General features: G+C 57.8%; 21 protein-coding genes. 7 read left to right on the forward strand and 14 right to left on the reverse strand.

Annotated elements, in window-relative coordinates:
- Positions 1-7: 7 nt before the first annotated feature.
- The 10 genes from DIT72_RS07915 to DIT72_RS07960 all read right to left on the reverse strand — a co-directional run bounded on the left by DIT72_RS07915 (position 8) and on the right by DIT72_RS07960 (position 9,102).
- Complete coding sequence (locus tag DIT72_RS07915; protein WP_135954608.1) at positions 8-541, reverse strand: hypothetical protein; 534 nt, start codon at positions 539-541, stop codon at positions 8-10.
- On the reverse strand, positions 541-1,701 hold the full coding sequence (hemW, locus tag DIT72_RS07920; RefSeq protein WP_228260751.1) for a radical SAM family heme chaperone HemW: 1,161 nt from the start codon (positions 1,699-1,701) through the stop codon (positions 541-543). The genes DIT72_RS07915 and hemW overlap by 1 nt, the downstream gene beginning before the upstream one ends.
- Positions 1,698-2,309: an RdgB/HAM1 family non-canonical purine NTP pyrophosphatase gene (gene rdgB, locus DIT72_RS07925; protein ID WP_135954609.1), complete on the reverse strand. Its 612-nt coding sequence runs from the start codon at positions 2,307-2,309 to the stop codon at positions 1,698-1,700. The genes hemW and rdgB overlap by 4 nt, the downstream gene beginning before the upstream one ends.
- Positions 2,309-2,728 (reverse strand): DUF4426 domain-containing protein, encoded by a 420-nt coding sequence (locus tag DIT72_RS07930; RefSeq protein WP_407657966.1) that lies wholly within the window; start codon positions 2,726-2,728, stop codon positions 2,309-2,311. The genes rdgB and DIT72_RS07930 overlap by 1 nt, the downstream gene beginning before the upstream one ends.
- A 32-nt stretch (positions 2,729-2,760) precedes the next feature.
- On the reverse strand, positions 2,761-3,363 hold the full coding sequence (gene metW / locus DIT72_RS07935) for a methionine biosynthesis protein MetW (RefSeq protein ID WP_135954611.1): 603 nt from the start codon (positions 3,361-3,363) through the stop codon (positions 2,761-2,763).
- Positions 3,360-4,508, reverse strand: a complete 1,149-nt coding sequence (gene metX / locus DIT72_RS07940) for a homoserine O-succinyltransferase MetX (protein ID WP_135954612.1) — start codon at positions 4,506-4,508, stop codon at positions 3,360-3,362. Before metX ends, metW begins: the two co-directional genes overlap by 4 nt.
- Positions 4,509-4,677: 169 nt before the next feature.
- The gene (locus tag DIT72_RS07945; protein WP_135954613.1) at positions 4,678-6,642 is read right to left on the reverse strand and encodes a dynamin family protein; all 1,965 of its coding nucleotides are present in this window, start codon (positions 6,640-6,642) and stop codon (positions 4,678-4,680) included.
- A gap of 245 nt (positions 6,643-6,887) precedes the next feature.
- The gene (locus DIT72_RS07950) at positions 6,888-7,469 is read right to left on the reverse strand and encodes a YggT family protein (RefSeq protein WP_135954614.1); all 582 of its coding nucleotides are present in this window, start codon (positions 7,467-7,469) and stop codon (positions 6,888-6,890) included.
- A gap of 23 nt (positions 7,470-7,492) precedes the next feature.
- Complete coding sequence (gene proC, locus DIT72_RS07955; protein WP_135954615.1) at positions 7,493-8,326, reverse strand: pyrroline-5-carboxylate reductase; 834 nt, start codon at positions 8,324-8,326, stop codon at positions 7,493-7,495.
- An 83-nt stretch (positions 8,327-8,409) separates the two neighbouring features.
- Positions 8,410-9,102 (reverse strand): YggS family pyridoxal phosphate-dependent enzyme, encoded by a 693-nt coding sequence (locus DIT72_RS07960; protein ID WP_135954616.1) that lies wholly within the window; start codon positions 9,100-9,102, stop codon positions 8,410-8,412.
- Between the two features lie 146 nt (positions 9,103-9,248).
- On the opposite strand from DIT72_RS07960, the gene DIT72_RS07965 reads away from it, so the two are divergent.
- The 3 genes from DIT72_RS07965 to DIT72_RS07975 all read left to right on the forward strand — a co-directional run bounded on the left by DIT72_RS07965 (position 9,249) and on the right by DIT72_RS07975 (position 13,107).
- Positions 9,249-10,283 carry a type IV pilus twitching motility protein PilT gene (locus DIT72_RS07965; RefSeq protein WP_135954617.1) on the forward strand — a complete coding sequence of 345 codons (1,035 nt, stop codon included), beginning with the start codon at positions 9,249-9,251 and terminating at the stop codon, positions 10,281-10,283.
- 173 nt (positions 10,284-10,456) lie between these two features.
- Complete coding sequence (locus DIT72_RS07970; RefSeq protein WP_135954618.1) at positions 10,457-11,578, forward strand: PilT/PilU family type 4a pilus ATPase; 1,122 nt, start codon at positions 10,457-10,459, stop codon at positions 11,576-11,578.
- 122 nt (positions 11,579-11,700) lie between these two features.
- Positions 11,701-13,107: an OmpP1/FadL family transporter gene (locus DIT72_RS07975; protein ID WP_135954619.1), complete on the forward strand. Its 1,407-nt coding sequence runs from the start codon at positions 11,701-11,703 to the stop codon at positions 13,105-13,107.
- 48 nt (positions 13,108-13,155) lie between these two features.
- Here DIT72_RS07975 and polA read toward each other — a convergent pair whose 3' ends face one another.
- Complete coding sequence (gene polA, locus DIT72_RS07980) at positions 13,156-15,894, reverse strand: DNA polymerase I (RefSeq protein WP_135954620.1); 2,739 nt, start codon at positions 15,892-15,894, stop codon at positions 13,156-13,158.
- 128 nt (positions 15,895-16,022) lie between these two features.
- On the opposite strand from polA, the gene DIT72_RS07985 reads away from it, so the two are divergent.
- Complete coding sequence (locus DIT72_RS07985) at positions 16,023-16,358, forward strand: DUF2782 domain-containing protein (RefSeq protein WP_135954773.1); 336 nt, start codon at positions 16,023-16,025, stop codon at positions 16,356-16,358.
- A gap of 136 nt (positions 16,359-16,494) precedes the next feature.
- Positions 16,495-16,917, forward strand: a complete 423-nt coding sequence (locus DIT72_RS07990) for a hypothetical protein (RefSeq protein ID WP_135954621.1) — start codon at positions 16,495-16,497, stop codon at positions 16,915-16,917.
- Between the two features lie 97 nt (positions 16,918-17,014).
- On the opposite strand, the gene DIT72_RS07995 is transcribed toward DIT72_RS07990, so the two are convergent.
- Both DIT72_RS07995 and pyrE read right to left on the reverse strand, forming a co-directional pair.
- A complete protein-coding gene (locus DIT72_RS07995) occupies positions 17,015-17,614 on the reverse strand; it encodes a DUF4124 domain-containing protein (RefSeq protein ID WP_228260752.1) in 600 nt (199 codons plus the stop codon).
- 130 nt (positions 17,615-17,744) lie between these two features.
- Positions 17,745-18,383 (reverse strand): orotate phosphoribosyltransferase, encoded by a 639-nt coding sequence (pyrE, locus tag DIT72_RS08000; RefSeq protein WP_135954623.1) that lies wholly within the window; start codon positions 18,381-18,383, stop codon positions 17,745-17,747.
- An 81-nt stretch (positions 18,384-18,464) separates the two neighbouring features.
- On the opposite strand from pyrE, the gene DIT72_RS08005 reads away from it, so the two are divergent.
- A complete protein-coding gene (locus DIT72_RS08005) occupies positions 18,465-19,271 on the forward strand; it encodes an exodeoxyribonuclease III (RefSeq protein ID WP_135954624.1) in 807 nt (268 codons plus the stop codon).
- Between the two features lie 46 nt (positions 19,272-19,317).
- Here the strand turns inward: DIT72_RS08005 and rph are convergent, their stop codons facing one another.
- Positions 19,318-20,034, reverse strand: coding sequence for a ribonuclease PH (rph, locus tag DIT72_RS08010; RefSeq protein ID WP_135954625.1), 717 nt, complete (start codon positions 20,032-20,034; stop codon positions 19,318-19,320).
- 165 nt (positions 20,035-20,199) lie between these two features.
- On the opposite strand from rph, the gene DIT72_RS08015 reads away from it, so the two are divergent.
- A complete protein-coding gene (locus DIT72_RS08015; protein ID WP_135954626.1) occupies positions 20,200-21,066 on the forward strand; it encodes a YicC/YloC family endoribonuclease in 867 nt (288 codons plus the stop codon).
- Positions 21,067-21,089 lie beyond the last annotated feature (23 nt).

The following is a 21,089-nucleotide window of genomic DNA, read 5'->3' on the forward strand; positions in this document are numbered from 1 at the left end:
ACGGCCCTTATCCGTGGGCCATCGGGCGTCGCCTGGCTGCGCGGATAATCACCAGCCCGGCGGCACCCAGCATAAGCCCGGTAAACTTGACGAGCGCGCAGATGGTCGCAGACAGGCTGACCAGGTCCGTAGGCGGGTCCATGTTGTTCAGTAGCAGGATATTTTCCGCCATATCGCCGGTGCCTGCGGCCACAAAAAGCGCCTTGATCCATCTTGCCACGTTACGCTCCCGCACGCCCGGGCGATCCCGTGTCAGATGGTTGGTGAGGAAAATCAGCGTAAACAGGTAAGCCGGAACAAACAGGAAGTCCAGCCAGAGAGAGATATGGGCCCATAGCAGGCCATCCTGTCGCCAACTGCGGATGATGGCCATGGACTGGTCCGCCGTCGCCGCCATCTGGAAGCTGACAATGCCCTGGGGCGCTGAGCCGGTCTGCAGTGGCTGGTTGACCAGTAGCAGAATAAGCAGCAGGACCGCGGTTGCCAAAAGACTCAGGTTGAGCCTTTTGGGGAACAGAGTCAGAAGGCGCAGCAATGGCATCAGAGAAAGCGCTCCAGCAGGCTGTTCAGATATCGCTGACCGAGTTCCGTAGTCTGTATTCTTCCCGGTTCCAGCAGATTTTGCGTTCTTAGTGCCTCAAGTTTTACCGCAACTGTGTCCAGTGGTAAACCTGTACGTTCTGTGAACATGTTTTCCGGTACGCCGGCGGTCAAGCGCAGGGCGTTCATCAGGAACTCCAGCGGGCGCTCGTCGGGTTCAATCGCCTGGCAGCCGGCGGTGCGGCTGCCAATCCGGTTCAGGTAGGCCTCGGGCTGCCGGGTTTTCCAGAAACGCCGTATTTCGCCGTCACGCAGGGTGATCTTTCCGTGAGCTCCGGCACCCAGCGCCAGGTAGTCACCGAACATCCAGTAATTCAGATTGTGGCGGGAGGCCTTTCCGGGACGGCTCCAGGCTGACACTTCGTAATCCGCGAAACCCTGCTGGTTCAGATAGTCCGAGCCCTGGCGATAGATTTCCCACAGCTGGTCCTCGTCTGGCAATGGTGGGGGACGGCTGAAAAATTCGGTATTGGGCTCCAGCGTCAGCTGGTACCAGGACAGGTGTGGAGGCTCCCACGCCAGCGCCGCCTTCAGGTCAGCAATGGCCTGTTCCGGTGTCTGGTCTGGTAGCCCGTGCATCAGGTCGAGATTGAAGTTGTCGAAGCCGGCGCTGCGGGCGGTCGCAATGGCTTTATGAGCGGCCTTGTCATCGTGGATGCGCCCCAGCACTCTCAGACTCTTTGCATTGAAGCTCTGGATGCCAATGGACAGGCGGTTGATTCCTGCTGCGCGAAAGCCATGGAAGCGGTGTTGTTCAACCGTGCCGGGATTGGCTTCCAGGGTGATTTCAGCATCATCGGTAAAGTGGAGATGTCCACGCAGCCGGCGGAACAGGTTTTCATAGAAGCGCGGTGACATCAGCGATGGTGTGCCACCGCCGATAAACACTGTCTGGATGCTGCGGTTCTGCACCAGGGGCAGGTCGCTGGCGAGATCCTCCATGATCGCCTCCAGGTAGCGGTCTTCAGGGATCTCGCCGGTCAACGCGTGAGAGTTGAAATCACAATAGGGGCATTTCTTCACGCACCAGGGAACGTGAATGTACAGGCTTAGCGGAGGTAATGCGCAGTTTTGCCAGGCTTCCGGCAGGCCCATGTTCATGTCGCCACGCTGCCCAGCTGTTCCAGCAACTGGCTCAGTGCCCGACCGCGATGACTTATGCGGCCCTTGTCCTCACGAGACAGCTCGGCGGCGCTGGTTCCTGTTTCCGGTACCAGGAATACCGGGTCATAACCGAAACCGCCTTCACCCCTGGGCGTTTCCAGTATGTGGCCGGGCCAGCGGCCGTGACAGATGAGCGGTGTCGGGTCATTGGCGTGGCGCAGGTAGACCAGCACACAGTGAAACTGGGCGGTGCGCCGTTTTTCAGGCACTCCTTTCATCGCCGATAACAGCGCCCGCACATTGTCTTCATCACTGGCGGCCTCTCCGGCATAGCGCGCAGAGCGCACGCCAGGTTCGCCATCAAGCGCGTCCACCGCAAGCCCGGAATCGTCTGCCAGGGCTGGTAAGCCGGTAATACGGGCGGCATGGCGGGCCTTGAGGATGGCGTTTTCGACAAAGGTGACCGCAGGTTCCTCCGCTTCGCCGACCCCCAGTTCGCCCTGGGCGACAGGCGTCAGTCCGAGTGGGCCCAGGAGGTCAGCCAGTTCGGCGATCTTGCCCTTGTTGTTACTGGCTATAACCAGTTGGTCATCGGGTCCGGTCATCAGTCATTAAACAGCGTGTGGGTGAAACGGACGGGAAGGTCCTGATTTGCGCCGGTGGGCCTTGCAGTTATCTCGAACGTCATCATGTTGCCACTGCTGTACTGGTATTCCGCGATAAAGTAGACGGCATCACCTTCCTGAATGCGGCGGAAGGCCAGGAACGTTGGCTGCTGTACATCGTTCAGTGCTTTACCTTCCACCTGTCCTGATACAGGCTCCAGGCCACCATCTTCGGTTTCCTGCATGATGGATATGTTTACAATGCCAATGCTTTTGCTGCGGTTCAGATTGTTTTCCCGGGCAACCTCGGGTGGCAGGAACGTGCTGGGAAAAACACTCCAGTGTACCTGGAACTCACCAAAATCCTTTGAGCCGGCATGGCTGTGGGTGGAAAGAAAAGCCAGAAATATCAGTGACATCAGGGCGAAGTAATGGGTACGGATGGTCTTGATCATGATTCCTCCCGGGTTATCCGGTAAATGGCAATTTGTCCCAACATGTTAGGCCACAGGCGGCTGAGCCAGCGATCCTGGTGTTCACCATCTACCACTGTGCGGTTCAGTATCCGGAAGCCCTTGCGATAACACAGAGCCTCAAAATCCTTGAATGTGCACAAGTGAATGTTGGGGGTGTTGTACCACTTATACGGTAGCGTTTCAGACTCCGGCATGCGACCCCTGCGAATCAGATACCAGCGCAATCGCCAATAGGCGAAATTGGGAAAGGTAACGATACCCTCGCGGCCTAACCGCAACATTTCGTCAAGGACCACGTCCGGACGACGAACAGCCTGCAGAGCCTGGGTCATGAGAACGGTATCGAAGGTGTGGTCTTCAAAATTACCCAGCCCCTGGGTGTCCAGGTTCTGCTCAATCACGGACACACCGCGGCTCATGCAGGTGGTGATATGGTCAGGATTGATCTCCAGGCCAAAGCCGGTGGCGCTTTTTTCCCGTTGCAGGTAATCCAGCAGGGTGCCGTCACCGCAACCCAGGTCCAGCACGTGGCTGCCCGGACTGATCCACTGTTCAATGATTTTCAGGTCTGTCCTCACGCGCCCACCTCCCGCGCAACTCTGTCCATGTAGGACTCGAAAATTGCAGTGTATCTCGGCGTCGGAATCAGGAAGGCATCGTGGCCCCAGGGGGCGTCGATTTCCGCGTAGCTGACCTTGCGGCGGGCCGAAATCATGGCATCGACCAGTTCTTGCGAACGGGCCGGGGTGAAACGCCAGTCGGTGCTGAATGACAGCACCAGGAACTCGCAACTGGCACGAAGCAGGGCTTTTGCCAGGTCATTGTCGTGCTCGTAGGCCGGGTCAAAGTAGTCCAGCGCCCGGGTCATCAGCAGGTAGGTGTTGGCATCAAAGGATTCCGAGAAGCGCTCCCCCTGGTAGCGCAGATAGCTTTCAACCTGGAATTCCGCATCGTAGCCGAACTTGTAGGCCTGGTCCCGGAGTTCGCGACCGAATTTTTCACCCATGGAGGCATCGGACAGATAGGTGATATGTCCGACCATGCGCGCCAGCATCAGCCCCCGGCGGGGCAGGGTGTTGTGCTCGAAATAGCGGCCATCATGAAATTCCCGGTCAGAGGTGATGGCCTGACGGGCGACTTCATTGAATGCGATGTTCTGGGCACTCAGGCGGGGGGTGGATGCAATAACCACGGCGTGCCTGAGCCGGTCCGGATAATCAAGGCTCCATTGCAGCGCCTGCATGCCACCGAGGGAGCCACCAACAACCGCTGCCCAGCAGTCTATACCCAACCGGTCAGCCAGCAGAGCCTGGCTGTGAACCCAGTCGCGAACGGTGATTACGGGGAAATCGGGGCCGTAGGGTTTGCCGGTCTGTGGATTGATACTGGAAGGGCCGGTGCTGCCGTGGCAGCCGCCAAGGTTGTTCAGGCTGACAACGAAAAACCGGTTGGTGTCGACAGGCTTGCCCGGACCTATGCAGCTATCCCACCAGCCGGGCTTGCGATCTTCTTTGCCATGGTAGCCGGCGGCGTGATGGTGGCCGCTGAGGGCGTGGCAGATAAGCACCGCGTTGCTGGCATCGCCATTGAGTCTGCCATAGGTCTCGATCACCAGATCATAACTTTCCAGTGCACGATTGCACGCCAGGGTGATCGGCGTATCGAAGTGCAGTGTCTGAGGGGTGACTATCCCTACAGAATCCGTTGGCAAGGGATCGGGCATTGGCGCGACAGGTTCCTGGTTCGGTCCATAATATCTGCAACAAGATCAAGGCAATGGCCGCGCCGGGGAACCCCGGATGCTGGTGGGTTCGATGGAGTGGCCGGCTGACTGCCAGCCAAGCAGTTTAAAGGCCGGCCTGCGCGGCTGCAACCGCCATCTCGGGCGCTGGTTAGACAGCGCCCGAGATGTTGACCACCTTCTGCTGGATCAGGGTTGGCGCCGGTTTGCGGATCTGCCGTTGCATGGCATCGGCCAGTTCCAGCTGGCGTTTCAGATCGGTGATGGTGTTCTGCAGCCGTTCCCGCTCAGCACGGCTGTCGCGGTCGCTGCGGACCATGTCCCGCAGCCGGCGTATCTGGTGCTCCAGCAACTGCTTCTGCTCCATGGAGTATTGCATAATGGGCAGTAACGCTTCCGCAGGCCAGCGTTCGACATCCGCCCTCACCCGTTGATGCAGCGTGCGGGCCTCGCCCACCATAACGTTGAAGAAACGTTTCACCAGCAGGGATTGTTCCGTCAGCAGGTTTTTCGGGCTGATACGAAAGCGTCTGGCTTTCTTGCGAAGCTCGCGAATGGCAATGACGTGACGGCCGGTGCGCAGTGGTATCGGTTCCAGGTGACGGGCGCGGGTATCCTCGTTGTACCGGCGGTAAATGGCGCCAACCATTTTTTCCGCCAGCCGCCCTTCACTGAGGAGGTTGGTGAGGTCGCTCTCCAGCAATTCGAAAAAATGCTCCATGCTGTGGTTCATACCAGCGGTGGTCCAGCTTTTGGACATCTTCAGACGTACCTTTTCGGCGTGGGCCTCAAATCGTTCCGCGCTGACCAGACCCGTGAGCATGTCACCCTGGGATTCCATCAGCCGGCGGCTGGAGCGCAGGGTGATCAGCTTCTTGTAGTAGAAGTCGTAGTCGCGCTGGGCGCGGTCGGCCAGCCGACGCAAGGCCTCCTTGTCCATGGTGGCGCCAGAGCAGGCTTGCAGTTCCTCCTCAAGGGCATTGAGGCGGGTCTGCATGGCTGCCTGGCTGTTTTGCAGCATGCCCAGGAGATCGTTGATCAGGCTCTGGGTGATCAGTTGCTCCTTGTGCATCAGGATGCGCTGGATAATCAGCTGTTCCAGCAGACCGAGGTTGGAGCGCGTGAGCAGCTCTTCATCCCCTTTTACACGGGCCAGCAGCCCCTGTTTGGCGGATAGCGGGATCACGTCCTGCTGGCGTATGCCAAGATGATCTGCGGTATAGCCACGTACCCGGTCGATGGCGTCCCGTGTCTGTTTCTCGCTCTGGAGATCGTCCCAGAGCACGTCGATCTTGTTGAGGACCGCGAACCGCCCGGCGCGGTGGTCGGCGTGCCTGGTGTCGATATGCTCTTTCCATATGGTCATATCACTGGCAGTGACACCGGTATCGGCGCTGAGCAGAAAGATGATGGCGTGGGCCCGGGGCAGCATGCTGATGGTCAGTTCCGGCTCGGAGCCGAGTGCGTTGAGTCCCGGGGTGTCGAGGATTCGCAGGCCGCGTTCAAACAGCGGGTGGCGGATACTGATCTGGGCGTTGCGCCACGCCGGAACGAGTACGTTGCCAGGCCTGTTGCGGTCGTGCTCAAGCATGCCCTCGTCAAAACCGAGGCTGCGGGCCTCCTGGGGTGGCACACTCTTTACCCGGGCTACTTCCGCCAGAACTTCCCGCATGATTTCCGGGTCGCGTTCATCCAGGTCGTGCTTGACCCAGCGTTCTGGCTGCCTGCGCAGTTGCTGCAGGGAGAGATCACCGGTGCGGGTCTCGATGGGGAGCAATAACAGGTAGTTGCTGTTTGATGTGCGGTCGAAGAAAAGCTCGGTCGGGCACATGGTGGTGCGTCCGGCCTGCGAGGGCAGCATGCGCTGGCCGTATTCGGAAAAGAACAGGGCGTTAATCAGTTCTGTCTTGCCACGGGAGTACTCGCCGACAAACGCAATGGTGAGCTCGTCCTCGATCAGTAATTCCAGGCCGTGACGGATGCGGTTGCTGACATCGTCCGAAAACAGGTTGTTGTCCTGAAGCCACAGGCGATATCGGCCGATCTGTCTTATCAGTTCTTTCTTCCAGCCATGGTAGGCTTCCACCTGCTGCGACAGGGTACCTTGCTTGCTCATCGGACCATCCTTCTGCGGGACTTCAGGGCGACTGCGTTGGATTTGGGTTGGGCAGAATTGTGCCCAAGATATAGCTAAGGGTACCGCACGGGCGCGGCAAAATTGCGGGGGTGGTCAGCGTTGTGTATACCGGTGCGACGTGTAGAGCGCAAAAAAAAGCTGCTGATTCAAGGGGATGAATCAGCAGCTGGTTAAGGTTGTTTAATTGTCCTGAAGTGTAACCGATTGTATTTTTGAGGTGTCATCTACATTCCGACAATGGATCCCATGCCAGCGGCAATCTTCATGTGTTCGATGACCACGGAGATGACGTTCAGAATCAGGAAAACAATAATCGGTGACAGGTCCAGTCCGCCAAGCGACGGCATCACGCTGCGTACCGGCCGCATTACCGGCTCGGTAATCTGGGCCACCAGCTGGATAGCCGGGTGGTTGCTTTGCGGGGCAATCCAGCTGACAACGACAACGGCAATAACAGACCAGAAGTAGATCTTGACGATCAGATCCAGCACATTGAGTATCGACCAGCTCAGCAGTGTCAGCGGGTTGATCGACGGAATACTGCCGTTAAGGGCAATCAGGATCAGGAAAAAGGTGATGGCCTGGATGATGACTGCCAGCACCAGTGCAGCGCCGTCGATGCCACCCCAGCCGGGGATGAAGCGGCGCAGGGGGCGCAGCAGCGGATTGGTGGCCTTGACCGCAAACTGTGTGATCGGATTGTAGAAGTCGGCTCTTGCCAGTTGCAGCAAAAAACGCAGCAGCACAATCGTCAGATAGAACGTCGAGGCAATGAGCAGAATGGTAATCAGAATGTCAGCCAGCATGAAGCCGTGTCTCCCGTTAACGGTTACTGTTTCTTGGCGAGTTCTTTGGACATTTCCCCGGATCGCTGATAGGCGGCAGCGTAAGCCTTCTTGACAAGGTCTCTCAGGCCGCCTTCCTCGAACGTCCGGATGGCCTGTTCGGTGGTGCCCCCGGGAGACATGACATTGCGCTTCAGCTGGCCCGGATCATGTTCGCTGCGCCCCGCCATTTCGGCGGCGCCGGCCATGGTCTGAATCGCCAGGGCCCGCGCGGTTTCGCTGGCGATACCGGCGTCGGTTGCGGCCTCCTCAAGAGCTTCCAGCATCAGGAAGAAATAGGCCGGGCCACTTCCCGATAGTGCCGTGACTGCGTGCAGGAGCGACTCTTCCTCTACCCATAGCGCGGAACCGATACTGCTGAAGACCGACTCCACCATGGCCTTCTGCCTGTCCTTTACCTGGTCGTTGGCGTAAAGGCCGGCCGCCCCCTTGCCGACCAGTGAGGGCGTATTCGGCATTACCCGCACCAGCGGCAGGCCGCCACCCAGCCATTCGTCCAGGGTGGCCGCTTCCAGTCCTGCGGCGATGGAGACCATCAGCGGACGGGTGTTCTGAACCACCGGAGCAATGTCCTGGCAGACGTCCGCCATAACCTGCGGTTTGACCGCCAGAATCACCATGTCCGCCTGCTCGGCGCAGTAGCGATTGTCAGTGGTGACGCTGACACCAAACTGCTTGCGGATGGACTGGAGGTGATTGTCATCGGGGGCGCTGACCCAGATATTGGCGGCCTGGAAGCCGCTGTCCAGCATGCCACCGATAATGGCACTGGCCATGTTGCCGGCACCGATAAATGAAATCGTTGGTGATGTGCTCAAGGTTCACTCCACGTTCGGGTCAATAGTGGTCAGTTGTCGATCTGCTGCTGATGATAACAGGATCTGCCGTCATCAGCCTCAGGTTAGCGTGATCCAAACAGCGCGGTACCTACCCTTACCCAGGTAGAGCCCTCTTCAATGGCCATCTCCAGATCGTCGGACATTCCCATGGAAAGAGTGTCCAGAGGGCCTGAAGCCGGGGCCTCCTGGCGGAGTTTTTTCAGGGCATTGGCCAGTCTGCGGAAGCTTGATCGCAGTTCCGCCTCTGGCTGGTCGGGATCCGGGATCGCCATCAGGCCCCTGAGACTGAGATTGGGCATCTCTTCGATGGCGTCGGCCAGCCCGGTGAGATCCGCCAGTGAGCAGCCGGACTTGGATACTTCGTTGTTGATATTCACCTGCAGGCAGACATTCAGCGGTGGCAGTGCGCTGTCGCGCTGTTCATCCAGCCTGTGGGCGATCTTCAGCCGGTCGATGCTGTGAACCCAGTCAAATGCCTCAGCGATCTGGCGGGTCTTATTCGACTGGATCGGGCCGATGAAGTGCCACTCAATGGCCTCCAGATCGGCAAGTGCCTCCTTCTTGTCGAGCGCTTCCTGCACATAGCTTTCACCAAATGCACGCTGGCCGGCCTGGTAGGCGATACGAAGTTTATCGGCAGGCTGTTTTTTGCTCACGGCCAGCAAATGCACCGTCCCCGCCTTGCGGCCGGCCTTCAATGTTGCTTTTTGTATGCGTCGGGTTACGGTCCCGATGTTGTCTGCTATGCTGCTCATAGTGCGAATCCGCCGACTCTGGTCTGTCACTGAGATGGTGACACGTTACCCGCAGGTCACTGAAATGCCAAGTGAAGCTGTCCGGGCCCTGCTGCCGGAAGCCGGCGCATACCGGAATAAAAGAAAAATGCCTTCCGAGGACCCCTATGGATATTACTGAACTGCTTGCCTTTTCGGCCAAACAGGGCGCATCAGACTTGCACCTTTCGGCCGGCCTTCCCCCGATGATCCGTGTTGATGGCGATGTTCGCCGTATCAACCTTCCGCCCATGGAGCACAAAGAAGTCCACGGGCTGATCTACGACATCATGAACGACAAGCAGCGCAAGGACTATGAAGAGTTTCTGGAGACCGACTTTTCCTTCGAGGTTCCCGGAGTTGCCCGCTTCCGTGTCAACGCATTCAACCAGAACCGCGGGGCCGGCGCGGTCTTCCGGACTATCCCGTCAAAAGTACTGACCATGGAAGACCTGGGCATGGGCCAGGTGTTCAAGGACATCTCATCGGTACCCCGTGGCCTGGTACTGGTTACCGGACCCACCGGTTCCGGCAAGTCTACAACGCTGGCGGCAATGATCGACTACATCAACGACAGCCGCTACGAGCACATCCTCACCATCGAGGACCCCATCGAATTCGTGCACGAATCCAAGAAGTGCCTGCTCAACCAGCGGGAAGTGCATCGTGACACCCTGGGCTTTAACGAAGCCCTGCGCTCTGCGCTGCGGGAAGACCCCGACATTATCCTGGTGGGCGAACTGCGGGACCTGGAAACCATCCGTCTGGCACTGACCGCCGCGGAAACCGGTCACCTGGTATTCGGCACCCTGCACACCACGTCGGCAGCAAAAACCATCGACCGCGTGGTGGATGTATTCCCGGCGGAAGAGAAGTCCATGGTTCGCTCCATGCTGTCGGAATCCCTGCAGGCGGTAATCTCCCAGACCCTGATGAAAAAAGTGGGCGGCGGCCGGATTGCGGCCCACGAGATCATGATTGGTACCTCGGCGATCCGTAACCTGATCCGCGAGGACAAGATTGCGCAAATGTACTCGGCGATCCAGACCGGCGGTTCCCTGGGCATGACAACCCTGGACCAGTGCCTGGAAAAACTGTTGAAGAAAGGCCTTATTTCCCGCGAGGCGGCGCGAATGAAGGCGAAAATGCCGGATAATTTCTAGATTCTGCAGAAGGCTGGGCACACTGTTCGGAGGGGGCGGGCAGGAGCTGTTCCCGGGACGTCAAAAACAGGGAGGTTTTTGTCGAGCGTACATGGACGTATTTACCGCGTGCCCTGGAACAGCTCCTGCCCGACACCCTTGCACCGAAAGTCAGGAAAAATAGGTAGAAAATCATGGAATTCGAGAAACTGCTTCGTTTGATGGTGGAGAAGGGCGGCTCTGACCTGTTTATAACGGCCGGTGTGCCGCCTTCCATGAAGGTAAACGGCAAGGTGCTGCCCGTCACCAAGAATGCGCTGACGCCGGAACAGACCCGCGAGTTCGTTTACGGTTCCATGAACGACAAGCAGCGGGCCGAGTTCGAGGAAAGCCACGAGTGTAACTTCGCCATCAGCGCCCGGGGTATCGGCCGTTTCCGGGTCAGCGCCTTTTTTCAGCGCAACCTCTGCGGCATGGTGCTGCGGCGGATCGAGGTGAAGATTCCGCAGATTGATGATCTGGCGCTGCCGGAAGTCATCAAGGAACTGGCCATGACCAAGCGCGGCCTGATCATGTTCGTGGGCGCCACCGGTACCGGTAAGTCGACCTCACTGGCGGCCATGCTGGGGCACCGGAACCGCAACAGTCGGGGCCATATCATCTCCATCGAAGACCCCATCGAGTTTGTTCACCAGCACCAGGGCTGTATCGTTACCCAGCGGGAGGTGGGCATTGATACGGAAAGCTTTGAAGTGGCGTTGAAGAACACCCTGCGCCAGGCGCCGGACGTTATCCTGATCGGTGAGGTGCGTACCCGCCAGACCATGGAATACTCGGTACAGTTTGCCGAAACCGGCCACCTGTGCCTGGCCACGCTGCATGCCAACAACGCCAACCAGGCGCTGGACCGGATCATCCAGTTCTTCCCGCCGGAGCAGCACAACCAGATCTGGATGGACCTGTCCCTGAACCTCAAGGCCATCGTTGCCCAGCAATTGATTCCGACGCCGGACGGCCAGGGCCGGAAAGCCGTTATCGAGGTGCTGATCAACACGCCACTGGTTGCGGACCTGATTCGCAAAGGGGAGGTCCACCGGCTCAAGGAACTGATGTCCAAGTCCAACGAAGCCGGCATGCGTACTTTCGACCAGGCGCTCTACACGCTTTATGCCGAGGGCTCCATTACCTACGAAGACGCACTTGCCCACGCCGACTCGGCCAACGACCTGCGTCTGATGATCAAGTTGGGTACGGACTCGCAGGGGGCGGACAAGCTGGCCTCAAGTGCCGACAGGCTGTCAATTCAGCAAGATTGATCAATATGTCGCCAGGTTAGACTTTGGTCTGAAATGGTTAGGCGGATTAACCATTAGGGTTGGCAATTGAGGCCGTCGCTTCATGGTGCGTATACTTCGTGACAATGCTACACGGAGGAACCATGAGCAACAAAAAGTCCAACCTTTATAATGCTATCCGTTTTGCCGCATTTGCCGCAGCTGCAGCACCGGCCAGTCTGATGGCTGGCGGGTTTTCCCTCAACGAGCAGAGCGCCAGCGCCATGGGTGTTGCCAACGCGGGAACGGCAGCCAACCCGGAAAACGCTACCACAGTGTTCTTTAACCCGGCCGGCATGAGCCAGCTTTCGGGCAACAATATTTCCTTTGGTGCGGCAGTGCTGGATATTGATGCCGAGCTTAAGGAAGGCACTGGCCGCGCAGTCCGTGACAACGGCCGTCCCGTAACCGGCCGAACCGGCGGTGATATTGCCGACCTGGCTGTCCTTCCGAATCTCTACATGACCCGCGAAGTCAACGACTGGCTGGACGTGGGTTTCGGCATTCACGTTCCCTATGGCCTGGAGGCTGACTACGAGGATGACTTCAAGGGCCGCTTCTTCGCTGATGAGACCGAGCTGAAGGTCATTGCTTTCAGCCCGTCTATTGCCGTCAATGATGGCAATGGCCTGTCCCTGGGTGCGGGCGTCAACATTATTTATGCCGAGGGCAAGCTCACCAAGTTCCGGGATTACAGTGGTACGGAGGCCCGCTTCGGTCTGCCAGCGGGCACTCTGGATGACGGTTACGCGGATCTCGAGGGTGATGACGTGGCACTTACCTTTGCCTTCGGCATGCTGTGGGAGCTTTCCGAGCAGACCCAGTTTGGTCTCTCTGCGCAGACCGGAACGGAACTGGAACTTGATGGTGATGCGGAAATCCGCGGTTTTCCACAGGGTGGCCTGGTTGATGGCGAATTGGCGTTCAGTCAGCCGACAATCACTGAAAAGGCGACGGTCCCGCTGGAAATTCCGGAAAGTATCACTTTCGGTGCGCGCCACCGCCTCACTGACGCAGTGACACTCCTGGCCGGCGCGACCTGGGCGAAGTGGAGCCGCTTTGAAGCGCTGGATATAGTCAGTCGCGAGGATAATGGCCCCCTTTCTTCCCGAACCGGGCCGGCTCTGGGTGATGACCGCCTGATTGCTCATGTTTCGGAGAACTGGAAGGATACCTGGCAGGCAAATGTCGGTGCCATCTGGCAGGCCACTCCGGAATGGGCGTTCAAAGCCGGCTACGCCTGGGACGAGTCGCCGGTAAACGAGGATTTCCGCACTGCGCGGATTCCTTCCGGTGATCGTGAATGGTTGACGCTGGGTGCACAGTACGCCGATGCCCGTTCAGGCTGGACGGTGGATGTGGCTGCCGGTGTGCTGCTGTTCGACGACGAAGAAGTTGACGAGCAGAACTACGACGTCAATGACGAGCCGATGCCGGGCGAAGCTCGCTTTCAGGGTATCTACGAGCTTGATGCCTGGAGTGCCGGCATTCAGGTCAGCAAGTCGTTCTGATGGCGTCCTCTGGCAGGCCGGGCGGCCTTTCCCGCTCAGCCTGCCGGCTTAATGTGCTTCGTCCCAGTTGTTGCCAACGCCGGCTTCCACCAGCAGCGGAACATCCAGCCTGGCAGCTGCCGACATCCGCTTCTCCAGGCCTTCACGGATTTTCTCCACCGCTGACTCCCGTACTTCCAGGATTAACTCGTCGTGTACCTGCAGAATCATCCGGGCGTCATCCTGGTGATTCTCCAGCAGCCAGTCCTCCACACTGACCATGGCCCGTTTGATGATGTCTGCCGCGGTTCCCTGCATGGGCGCGTTGATGGCGGTGCGTTCCGCTGCCTGCTGCATCTGTTTGTTGCGGGCGTTGATTTCCGGCAGATACAGGCGGCGGCCGAAAAGGGTTTCAACGTAGCCATCGTCGTGGGCCTGCTTGCGGATATTGTCCATGTATCTTAGAACGCCGGGGTAGCGCTCGAAGTAACGATCGATGTATTCCTGGGCCTGGGTGCGGCCCACATCCAGCTGGCGCGCCAGGCCGAACGCTGACATCCCATAGATAAGCCCGAAGTTGATGGCCTTGGCGCTGCGGCGCTGGTCACCAGACACGTCGCCCACGGCCACGCCAAACACTTCCCCGGCAGTAGCCCGGTGAATGTCCTCGCCTTTTTCGAATGCCGTCAGCAGCCCCTTGTCGCCAGAGAGGTGCGCCATAATCCGCAGTTCAATCTGGGAATAATCCGCTGCCATCAGTTTGTAGCCGTCCGGTGCCACAAAGGCCTGGCGGATACGGCGCCCCTCTTCGCTGCGGATGGGAATGTTCTGCAGGTTGGGCTCGGAGGAAGACAGCCGTCCGGTAGCTGTCACCGCCTGATGGTAGGAGGTGTGAATCCTGCCGGTACGGGGATGGATCAGCTCTGGCAGCGTGTCGGTGTAAGTGGATTTGAGCTTGCTCAGGCTCCGATGCTCCAGGATCAGCCGGGGCAGGGCGTATTCATGGGCCAGCTCCTGAAGCACGGCTTCTGCCGTAGAGGGGGCCCCTTTCGGGGTTTTCTTCCCCACCGGCAGCCCCATTTTCTCGTAGAAGATGGTTTGCAGTTGCTTCGGGGAGCCCAGGTTGAAGATTTCCCCCGCTTCGTCGTGGGCCTCTTTCTCGAGCTCCGCCATGCGTTCCGCCAGTTCCTGGCTGTGCTTGCGCAGCGTGCTGGCGCTGATCATCGCCCCCCGTTGCTCCATCCGCGACAGCACCGGCACCAGCGGCAGATCGATGTTTTCATACACCTCCAGCAAGCGCCCTGTTTTCTCCAGTTGCGGGCGCAGCACGTGATGCAGGCGCAGAGTGATGTCGGCATCCTCAGCGGCGTAGGGGCCTGCCTGTTCCAGGTCAATCTGGTTAAAGGTCAGCTGTTTGGCGCCCTTGCCGGCAATGGATTCGAAGGTGATGGCCTGCTCGCCGAGATACTTCAGTGCCAGGGAATTCATGTCATGGCGCGAGCCCACCGAATTGAGGACATAGGACTCCAGCATGGTGTCTTCTGCGATACCTTCGAGGCTGATACCATGATTGGCCAGAACGTTCTTGTCGTACTTGAGATTCTGGCCGAGCTTGGCTTTTTTCGGGTCTTCCAGCAGCGGTTTCAGCTGCTCCAGCACTGCGCTCCGGTCCAGTTGTTCCGGCGCGCCCATGTAATCGTGGCCCAAGGGAATATAGGCAGCTTCGCCCGGCTCGATGGCGAAGGATACCCCAACGATTTCCGCGTCCATATAACGCAGGCTGGTTGTTTCTGTGTCAAACGCGAACAGGGGGGCCTTGCCGAGGCGTTCAATCCAGCTGTCCAACTCTGCCTGGTCAGTGACAACCGTGTAGTTTCTTTCTGTGGCGGCAGACGGTTTGCTGCTGTTATCGCCACTGTTGCCGGTCTTGCTGCTGTCGGAGTCACTTCCGTTTTCGAGTTCCGCAATCCAGGAACGGAGCTCGTACTCCCGGAACAGTTCAAGCAGCCTGTCGTCGTCCTGGGTTCTCAGTTTGAGGTCTTCGAGCCCGAACTCCAGGTCCACATCGGTTCTGATGGTAGCCAGCTCGCGGCTTAACGGGAGGGTGTCTCTGGCTTCCCGCAGATGCTCGCCAATTTTGCCCTTGACCTCGTCAGCGTGTTCAATAATGCCATCCAGATCGTTCCAGGCCTGCAGCCATTTAACCGCGGTTTTCGGGCCACACTTGTTCACGCCGGGAATGTTGTCCACCTTGTCGCCTACCAGTGCCAGGTAATCAACAATCTGTTCCGGGGTAATGCCGAACTTTTCTATCACACCTTCCCGATCCATGCGGGTGTCGGTCATGGTGTTGATCAGGGTGACGTGGTCGCTGACCAGTTGCGCCATGTCCTTGTCGCCGGTGGAGATCACCACATCGATCCCTTTGCTGGTGGCTTCATTCGCCAGGGTGCCGATCACGTCGTCGGCTTCCACGCCACTGACGATCAACAGCGGCAGCCCCATGGCGCGAACCATGTCATGGATCGGCTGAATCTGGACTGCCAGGTCATCAGGCATTGGCGGGCGAGTCGCCTTGTAATCTGCGTACAGGTCATTGCGGAAGGTCTTGCCCTTGGCGTCGAACACCACGACCATTTTTGAGCCCGGAAAATCCTGCTCCAGTTTCCGGATCATGCTGATGACGCCCTTGATAGCTCCGGTAGGATGTTCCTTGCTGGTCATCAGGGGTGGCAGGGCATGATAGGCTCGGAAAAGGTAAGACGAGCCGTCTACTAGAACCACGGGCGGAGTCTGCTGTTGTGTCATATCAAAACGGATCCGGATTCTGATTGAAGCGTTGAATGGCTTGTGCAACTCTGACAGCAAGCGGCATTGATTCGCAGTGTCAGGTCGGCTTTCAGCCTCCTTAAACAGAGTGGAAGAGTAACATGAAAATGAAACGTATCGCCTGCTGGGGCCTTGTGTTGGGTGTATTATCAGGGCCTGTGACAGCACAGGAAAGCATGGATGACAGCGAGGTTGTGAAGACGCCTCAGGAACCTCTGGTGGTTTCTGACTACCAGCCCTCCACCGACGGCCCCCAGGTTGTTATCCGCCCCGGAGAACAGGAGGTCTTCTATGAGTACCGGGTGAACGGTCAGCTGATGGAAATCAAGGTGGTGCCCGAAGTAGGGCCAGAGTACTACCTCGTGCCAGCAGAGGGCGGCGGATGGATCCGCGAGAATGAGACCGACATGCTGGTGCCAAGCTGGGTTATCTTCAGCTGGTAATTGATTTCGCGGTTTAGTATGAACATTCTAATTTTAAACCGTAGTCTTACCCATGTGATCACAAGACGGCACAGATTCCCTGGCCGCGACGATGCAACTTTTCATGTTTCGCATCCACAAACTAAGGAGATCCATCATGGGTAAACTCAAGAGCTATCAAGAACAACTTCAGGACATGGTAGAAAAAGGCATCAATGCTGCAGAAGAGCAGCAGAAAAAGCTGGCTTCCAAGCCTTTCGAGTATGCTGAAAAGCTGGAATCAGGTGCACGTGAGTACAGCGTCAAGAACCTGCGTACCCGTTACTACGGTTACAGTGAAAGCCTGTTTGACCAGTTGCGTAACCTGAACACTCGTGTCGGCAGTTTCGCGGCCGATCTGGTTGCCAAGCTGGAGAAAGAAGCAGCTGAAGGTGCAGATGTCGTTGCCGACGCAGCGGACGAAGCGACCAGCGTTGCCCAGTCAACCAAGGCAACTGCCCAGGCCAAGAAGCCGACTGCACGCAAGACCACTGCGCGCAAAAGCACCAGCACTACCAAGAGTGATTCCGCCACTGCCTGATTGGCAAACGGAAAAAGCTCAAACAGAAAAGGTCACCGCTGAGGTGACCTTTTTTGTGTCTGTTTTTTGTGGCTGCGTTCTGTCTCATGGGCTGCTGTTATTTTTTCGCCTCGTCCGGCTCCAGCGGTATAGTTCGTTTTTCGCCGGTTATCTCCTCAAGCCGTTCAATATCTTCCTCAAATCGCTTCCGCAAAGCCTTGATATCGGCATTCTGGGAATCGATTTCCCGTTCGATATCCTCAATCTGGGATTCCAGGCGCCGTATTTTCTTGAGTGTTGAACCGGGGATGTCACGGCCGGAGCGTTCCAGGTCTGCGGCCCGGCTCTGCTCGCTGTCCAGTTGATTGATGATTACCGAGATGTTGCCTCTTTTAAGCTGATTCAGCCCCTGCAGCTCTCGAATTTTCCGGTGCATGGCACGCACAGCGTCGTCGGGATGGCTGAATCGTTCCAGAAGCTTGCGATCAAGTTCCCTTTGCCTTTCTTCCTCGGCTTCGCGTCGCTCTTGTGCTTCCCTGGCCGCAATTTCTTCTTCCGTCGGTGCCGGATCAACCGTTTCGATCACGCGCCCGTTCTTGCTGAGAATATCGTAACCCCGTTCGGAGGCTTCCTGGGGAATGGTATTGCTGATGACAACCTGACCGTTTTCATCCAGGTAACGGTACATCCGGGCTTCCGCAATGGTGGTAAGTGTCATTGCGGCCACAGCAGATACAGCGATTGAAAACCTGGTCAGACGATTCATGGTGAAGGACTGGCGCTCCGATCAAAACGGGTTGTGTCAGCAGGAAGCATAACAAAAGCTGGAACAGAAACCATGCCCGGTTTCAGACACCGTACTCATTCCGGTAGGCGGCGACCTTTTGGGCATATTCATCAAATCCCGGCCTGCTCTGAAGGTAATCAAGAACCTGGTCAAGCGTGATGATGCTGACAACCGGGATGTCAAATTCCTTTCTCACTTCCTGTATCGCAGAGAGTTCGCCCACACCCCGTTCCTGGCGGTCAAGCGCGATCAGAACCCCGGCCGGCTCCGCGCCCGCTGCGCGAATAATCTCGATCGATTCGCGGATAGCGGTGCCCGCGGTGATAACATCGTCAACAATGAGTACATTGCCCTGCAGAGGAGCTCCAACGATATTGCCGCCTTCGCCGTGGTTCTTGTCTTCCTTGCGGTTGAAGGCAAAGGGTTTGCTGTCGCCTTCCGCCGCCAGGGCCATGGCCGTCACCGTTGCCAACGGTATGCCCTTATAGGCAGGGCCAAAAATAATGTCATAATCCAGCCCGCTGCGTTTCAGTGCAGCGGCATAAGCCTTGCTTAACTCAAGCAGATCCTTACCGGTATTAAACAGTCCCGCATTGAAAAAGTAGGGACTGGTGCGGCCGGATTTGAGCGTGAAATCGCCGAAGCGAAGAACATTACGGCGGATAGCAAATTCAATAAACTGTTGCTGATAGTCGTGCATGACAGGGCTTCTGGCGGGTGTGGATCTTTAATTAACGCGTAAAACCGGTATCATACACACAAACCGAATCAGGGAACACGTATGCGGGTAGTATCAATCAGCGTCAACGGTCTGGCCCAGGCTGTTGAAAAAGGTTTCTTTGAATGGCTGGCCAGGCAGGATGCTGACGTGGTCTGCGTTCAGGACCACCGCATGCGGGCGTACGAGATCGAGGATTACAACCTGATCCCGGAGGGCTACGAGGCCTACTTTATTGATGGCGAGCACAACGAGGACGGCGGTGTGGGTATCTATACCCGCCATTTCCCCAAGGCAATCATGTACGGCTTTGCCAATGAGCAGGCAGATCGCGAGGGTCGCTTTATCCAGGCTGATTTCGACAAGGTGTCCGTTGCCAGCGTCCTCTCTCCCTGCGCCCTGGGCCGGGAAGATGAACTGACTGGCGACGATGATCTGACCGTGCTTGATCACAAGGACGACTTTATGGAAGCTTTTGGCCTTCATATGCAGAAAACCCTGCGCAAGCGCCGCCAGTTCATCTTCTGCGCCAACCTGCAGACTGCTCATCACGTAACTGATGCCAGCCCGCTTTATCACAAGACCGACTTCTCCGGTTTTCTGCCCCACGAACGGGCATGGCTGGACCGTCTGTTTGATGAAATGGGCTGTGTTGATGCGTTCCGTGATATCAACAAGCAGAGCAACCAGTACACCTGGTGGCCCGAGCAGGCCGAGGGTTCGCGCAAGAGCGCAGGAATCCGGGTGGATTACCAGCTTCTGACGCCGGGCATCCGCAAGACCATCCGGGACGGCTGGATTGATGACAGCACCCGTTTTTCCGATCACGCGCCGGTAATAATGGATTACGACATAGAGATCGGACAGTAGGTCGGATTAGCCAAAGGCGTAATCCGACAAACCGCGTCGCAGAAAACTACACTTCCAGAGCCGCCTTCTGCACCTCAAACAACTGCCCGATACCCAACCTGGCCAGTTTCAACATGCCGTCCAGCTCTTCCTGAGAAAAAGGCGCAGCCTCCGCCGTCCCCTGAACCTCAATAAACCCGCCCTGGTCCGTCATGATCACATTCATGTCCGTCTCGGCTTCCGAATCCTCGGGATAATCCAGGTCCAGAACCGGCGTGCCCCTGTAAACACCGACAGAAAATGCCGCCACCATCTGCTTCAGTGGTGACTTCTTCAGCCGACCTTCTTTCACCAGGTGATTCAGGGCGTCCACAAGCGCCACACAGCCACCGGTAATAGCGGCTGTACGGGTGCCACCATCAGCCTGTATAACGTCGCAGTCGATGGTAATCGAATGCTCGCCCAGGGCGCTCAGGTCCACAGCGGCCCGCAGGGAGCGACCGATCAGGCGCTGGATTTCAACGGTACGGCCACCCTGTTTACCACGGGCGGCTTCCCGGCCCATACGACTGCCAGTGGAGCGCGGCAGCATACCGTACTCGGCGGTAATCCAGCCCTTGCCTTCACCCCGCAGAAACGGCGGAACCTTGTTCTCGATAGAGGCGGTGCAGATCACCCTGGTATCGCCAAATTCCACCAGTACGGAGCCTTCGGCGTGGCGGGTGTAGTGGCGGGTGATGCGAATATCCCGGGATTGCTCCGGCGTTCTTCCGCTCGGTCTCATAGTCGTTCCTGGTATCAGTAGTGAGTGTTCCGGGTGGATCGCCCGGATTGATTGCAATGTCGAAAGATTGCGGAGTATAACACGCACTTGAGGGCGTCTGTTCGCTGTGCATGCGGTCACCCTGCTAAACTGGAAATCCTGCTTCTTTGCAAATGCGGAGTCACCATGATCAGAAGTATGACGGCCTTTGCCCGCCAGGACACCCAGGAGGACTGGGGCACGCTGACCTGCGAGATTCGCACTGTCAACCATCGCTATCTGGAGCCGTCCTTCCGATTGCCGGAGGCGCTCAGGGAACTGGAAAACACGTTTCGCGATCAGCTTCGCAAAAAGCTGGGCCGGGGCAAGGTGGATGTGGCCTTTCGCCTGCAGACGACCGAAACTGCGTCTCAGGGCTTCGAGATAAACGAGGAGGTGGCCCATGCGGTGAATGAGGCGGCGAACCACATCAACAGGATGCTGGATAACCCGGCGCATGTGAGTGCCCTGGATGTCCTCAAGTGGCCCGGGGTCTTGGCCTCCACCGAACAGGACTATGGCCCGGCCCGCAAGGCGGCTGGAGAGCTGTTTGAGCGCACCATGAATGAGCTGGTGGCAGTCAGGGAGCGCGAAGGGGAGCGCTTGCGCCCGCTTTTTGACGACCGGCTTGCCACCATGGGCAAACTGGTTGCCGAGGTTCGGGAGCGCATGCCGGAACTGCTTCGTGCCCAGGAAGAACAGCTGAAAAACCGCTTCGAACAGGCGAAGGTTGAGATCGATGCGGATCGCATTGCCCAGGAAATGGTAATGCTGGCGCAGAAAAGCGACGTGGCCGAGGAGCTGGACCGGCTGGATGCCCACATCAGTGAAGTCTCGGAAACGCTCCAGGGGGATGACGCCATCGGCCGGCGGCTGGATTTCCTGATGCAGGAGCTTAACCGCGAGGCCAATACGCTCAGCAGCAAAAGCATCGACGCCCGGGTGACCAGGGCGGCTGTGGACCTGAAAGTGCTTATCGAGCAGATGCGCGAGCAGGTGCAGAATCTGGAGTGATGCCCGTTGGGTGCGGGGGGCGA

Source organism: Marinobacter orientalis (assembly GCF_004792665.1).
Taxonomy (GTDB): domain Bacteria; phylum Pseudomonadota; class Gammaproteobacteria; order Pseudomonadales; family Oleiphilaceae; genus Marinobacter; species Marinobacter orientalis.